Source organism: Methylobacillus draconifructus, from assembly GCF_045984385.1.
GTDB classification, from domain to species: domain Bacteria; phylum Pseudomonadota; class Gammaproteobacteria; order Burkholderiales; family Methylophilaceae; genus Methylobacillus; species Methylobacillus flagellatus_A.
In genome coordinates, this window is sequence record NZ_JBJQIJ010000011.1 from 1 (window position 1) to 4,128 (window position 4,128).

6 protein-coding genes are annotated in these 4,128 nt (G+C 38.9%); all 6 read right to left on the reverse strand.

Annotation, left to right across the window (positions count from 1 at the left end):
- Nucleotides 1–140: 140 nt before the first annotated feature.
- Entirely contained in the window at nt 141–761 is a 621-nt protein-coding gene (locus ACKF11_RS15275) for a hypothetical protein (RefSeq protein ID WP_407997757.1), read from the reverse strand.
- Nucleotides 751–1,176: a hypothetical protein gene (locus tag ACKF11_RS15280; protein WP_407997758.1), complete on the reverse strand. Its 426-nt coding sequence runs from the start codon at nt 1,174–1,176 to the stop codon at nt 751–753. The genes ACKF11_RS15275 and ACKF11_RS15280 overlap by 11 nt, the downstream gene beginning before the upstream one ends.
- Nucleotides 1,173–2,267 carry a hypothetical protein gene (locus ACKF11_RS15285; RefSeq protein WP_407997759.1) on the reverse strand — a complete coding sequence of 365 codons (1,095 nt, stop codon included), beginning with the start codon at nt 2,265–2,267 and terminating at the stop codon, nt 1,173–1,175. Before ACKF11_RS15285 ends, ACKF11_RS15280 begins: the two co-directional genes overlap by 4 nt.
- 145 nt (nt 2,268–2,412) lie before the next feature.
- Nucleotides 2,413–3,144 (reverse strand): hypothetical protein, encoded by a 732-nt coding sequence (locus ACKF11_RS15290; RefSeq protein WP_407997760.1) that lies wholly within the window; start codon nt 3,142–3,144, stop codon nt 2,413–2,415.
- The gene (locus tag ACKF11_RS15295; protein WP_407997762.1) at nt 3,137–3,763 is read right to left on the reverse strand and encodes a DUF2726 domain-containing protein; all 627 of its coding nucleotides are present in this window, start codon (nt 3,761–3,763) and stop codon (nt 3,137–3,139) included. The genes ACKF11_RS15290 and ACKF11_RS15295 overlap by 8 nt, the downstream gene beginning before the upstream one ends.
- A gap of 76 nt (nt 3,764–3,839) precedes the next feature.
- Nucleotides 3,840–4,115, reverse strand: coding sequence for a helix-turn-helix transcriptional regulator (locus tag ACKF11_RS15300; protein ID WP_407997761.1), 276 nt, complete (start codon nt 4,113–4,115; stop codon nt 3,840–3,842).
- Nucleotides 4,116–4,128: the final 13 nt, after the last annotated feature.

The window sequence follows — 4,128 nt, forward strand, 5'->3', positions numbered from 1 at the left end:
CACCAACGGATTATGAGTAAATGCCGCACTCGACCTTTAGGCTCCATCATTATTCAAAATCATGATGTTGGCAATCAAAAACCATCATGACACATCTTTAAATTTCTTTGTGGTTGACACTTTGTTGCATTGCTATGCCTTTACTTTTTTGGGCTATAGCGAAGCATTACCGGGATGTGCCGTATCCGATATTCCAATCCAGAGACCTCGTGGATTTTATTTGAGATAAAAGCGAGCTCAGGCCTTCTAGAACAATCTGTGAAATTAATACGGCTATCATGTCCTCCAAGTTTTCTTTGCCAAGCACTCATCATTCTCTTCGTATTTCTACCATAATAATAAATCAGCATTCCCCCCTGGTTTTTATTTACATCCCCTGAGGAATATCGAGTAGTTAGTTGTTGATATCCATCCAGTAATTTGGCGTAACTATTGTAAATTTTTGCCTCACCCAGCCAAACAAAATTTCGGTGAATTATTTTTATATCTACATGCCCTCTGGTATAGGAATCATGCGTTGCATTATATCCAAGCTGGGAAAGAGGGTTAATTAGGTGATGTGTTAACGTATCCTCATCATTACTATTTTTTTGATAATAGGAAGCGCCGTCTTCCATTCGCTCAATTGCACTGTCTAATTGTTCATATAGTACATTTACCCATTGTTCATAAGTAGTTGCCAAAAAGAGATTAATTTGATTCATTGCCATAGGATTATTTAAAACCGTCATTAAATCCTGTAGGCTTGGATTATTTGTCATTGATTAATTCTTTCACCCTTACCAAACCATTCCCAGGCAGAAAATAAATAAATATATGAGCATCAGCTTGATATATTGCATCACCACTTTCTGGATGAATTAAAAATCCATCTAGTCTCGCCTGCTGAACATCTTCAACATCTAGATCGTAAGAATTATTATCCTCATCAATGAATTCAAAACACTCTTTAAGGAAATCTATATATCCTGTCATATAGGAGGATACTATCACCAGATCATTAGCATCCAACGATTCATTAGTAATTTTGAATAAATTAGCAAATGAAATATGTTTTAGGTTCTCAATAGGTGTATCTATTAGAAAATGAAACAGATCAAGACATGCTCTCTCCAGGAGAGACCCGTTAAAGTCTCTTCTAATCCTGATTTCAATCTCTAATACAGGGTTATTCACTTTTTTGATGAATCTTCATCTAAATATTGCTTAATTTTTGAAATAATCCAACCATAATGAGCTTGGGTGATACATCCTTTTAGAATAGCCTCATAGGTTCCTTGACTATTATTTGCCAAAGTTCTAATAGATCCCGGAAGGAATAACTCTGGCTCACTTGCCGATCCTGCAACAGTCCAAGTTTTTCCTAGTGAGAATAAAGAAACTCCTGTGCTTGCCTCCATACCACCTTTATGGAAATTCTCATCTCTAACATCCATAGTTTTTCTACGCATTTTCTCTTCAACAATACCTCCGGTGGTTCCAGTATCATGTCCAATCTCAACTATTCTTCCATCTTCTTCGCTATATAGTTTTTGCAAAAGCCCAGAGTAACTAATAATTTTCAACTCATTATCATCTAACTTTAATAAGTGTTTCATATAGCCGTAAAACTCACCGATAAGGTTACCTATAAACATTCGGTGGTCGTCCAGTCCTATTTTATCAATTAAATCTGCTCCAAACTCTATATACCCATCGCTAGATATTCTAATAGTATCAAATCCTTGAGTTTCAACATGCCTTAATGCAACTAATGAATCGTATGAACCAAATGCTTTCTTAACTGAATCAGTTAATGCATCAATTTCAAATGTTTCTCTCTCAAAGTAGTGTCTTTTGGCGCAAAAAATCAAAAGTAAGGAATCAGTTTCTTTCTTAATGTGAACAAGAGTGGGCAATATACTGCATTGCTTTAGAGTAGTTATATCAATTGGATATGGGAACGTTTTCTTAAACTCAGAATCTTGAATTTTCAATCCTTCAAGAGACGTCATTATCTGTGGAATATATTCAGGATTAATTTTTCCTATTCTGAGAACCTTGTTACCATACCAAATGCTATTTAAGTAAATTTCTCTTACTTTTCCAGCTATAGCCAATATTTCTTCTGGTTTTTTATAGGATTCGAGTATTTTTTTATACGTTTTATCCCATCCTGTACTAATTACAATGTTTTGGTCTTTCAATGCAGCTCGCATTGATGTCCAACTCACATGACTTCTAGCAATTTCAAAAACTTCAGCAAGAACAACTTCATGATTACTCATTCATTTCTCCCCAGCTCATTAAAATTCTTTTATTGTTTATTAAAAACTACTGAATATTATCCTATCATCTAACCATTAAATAATTGAAAGCATTAAGAAATTATCCAAATAAAAATAATTGTAGGAACGTATCTAGCATTATTAACTATCCGTACTTTCTATATAGATAATTCAATTTATTCAGCGCTTCGCGACGAGTGCTGCTATCAGTACTATTCAGTAAGCGTCGCAAGCCGGCACGCTCATTCTCATCGTCATAGCTAAGTTCTCTAACTTTTCTAGTTTTGAGAATATTGATTTCTGTCCTCGCTGCGCTCATTTTTTCAGGACTGGCCGTAATGGCTTGCAAGTCCATTTCTAGCTCTTTGATTCTTTTCCAGACTTCCACTTCTGACATGTAGCGAACATCGCTAACACGCATTACTTCCGTATCACCACGCACGGCCATTGCTCGCATTTGGTTAGCTTTGTTTCTTAGTGCGCTTGAATCAATGACGTTTTCTTCCACACTGACGATGTGGGTAGTAGCGCCAGCGCTGCATGCTGATTCACTATACATGATGCGGCCGTCTGGGTGTTTACACTTGAATACAGTGGGTCTGTTGAGATGCGGTACATAAGCAGAAGGTTCTGGTTTAACCTGATATGCCTGCTGTGCGGTATGTCTTGGTTGTGGAGGATGGCTCCAGGCATTACTTGGCTGTTCTGCCTGGGTGATTGGGGATATTTCTTGCGCGGTTGGCTTGTTAGTTTTGTGCTGATAGAGCACATACAGGCCGCCTGATACGACTATGGAAACAAGGATGAAGGCGATTAGGCCATGCGGTGTTTCCCTGCGAGGCCTTCTTTTAAGGAACTCTATCTCGTTATTATCCATTCACTGCCTCTTGCTCTGTAGAGAATCTTTTATAGATGTCTTCGGCAGAAGGCATTTGCTCTGCGTGCCATCTCACTAAGGCAATACCAGCCGCTTTTAGGCTTTCTTCTTTCTTGATGTCCAGCTTCTGCCTGGATTTATTCGCATGTGATCTATCGTCCAGCTCAACGGCTGCAACAATAGTGAAGTCTTTTAGGCACACTAAATAATCAACGCTTTGTTGGGCGATTCGGTTATGCAGCGCATATGAGTTACCTAATCGCACATACCACGCTGCGTTTTTGAGTTTGATGAAACTGCTTAGCTGTACCTGGGGAAGAATGATGCATTGAGGCAATGCTTTGGCTAGGCGATAGTAAAAGACTGCTTCTGAGGTTGTTAGTGGCTTGCGCTGCTCATAGGGGAGATCAGCAGCTAAGGTTTTGTGGGATGCTAGGGATTGCACTTGCGCGGGTTGGCTTTGTGGTGCTTGTGCTGGTTCAGGCTTATTGAACTGCACCACCTTGCGAGATTTTGGCTGCCAGCGTTTCTTAGGTCTAAATGACTTAACAAGAAGTTGAAGTGCAAGAAATATGAGCAACAAGGGCAAGAGCCCCGAAATAATGCCACTGACATTCATCACTAAAGTCCCTCCCAAAAAGTTTAGTGATACTGCTTATTTTTGTTAAACCATCTTTGTTTTACTTCTCGAGCGATTAACTCGCCTTTTTCTGATCTTCCAATTCCCGGGCCAAAGCTTCTAGCTCCGGATTTTTCTGTTTTACGTTTGTTTCGTCTGTTAATAGATAAGCGGCATATTCAGGCCAAACTTTAGCAATAGTCTCCAAAACCCCTGCTTTTGGCTCATGCCTATCTTGTTCAATACCAATTAAGGTGCCTTTAGGAATCCCGGTTAAATCGGCGAATTCCTGCCTTCCCATATCGAGGCACTCTCGGATTGCTCTAATTTTTCTTCCGACAGCACTTGACATCTATACGTGAATA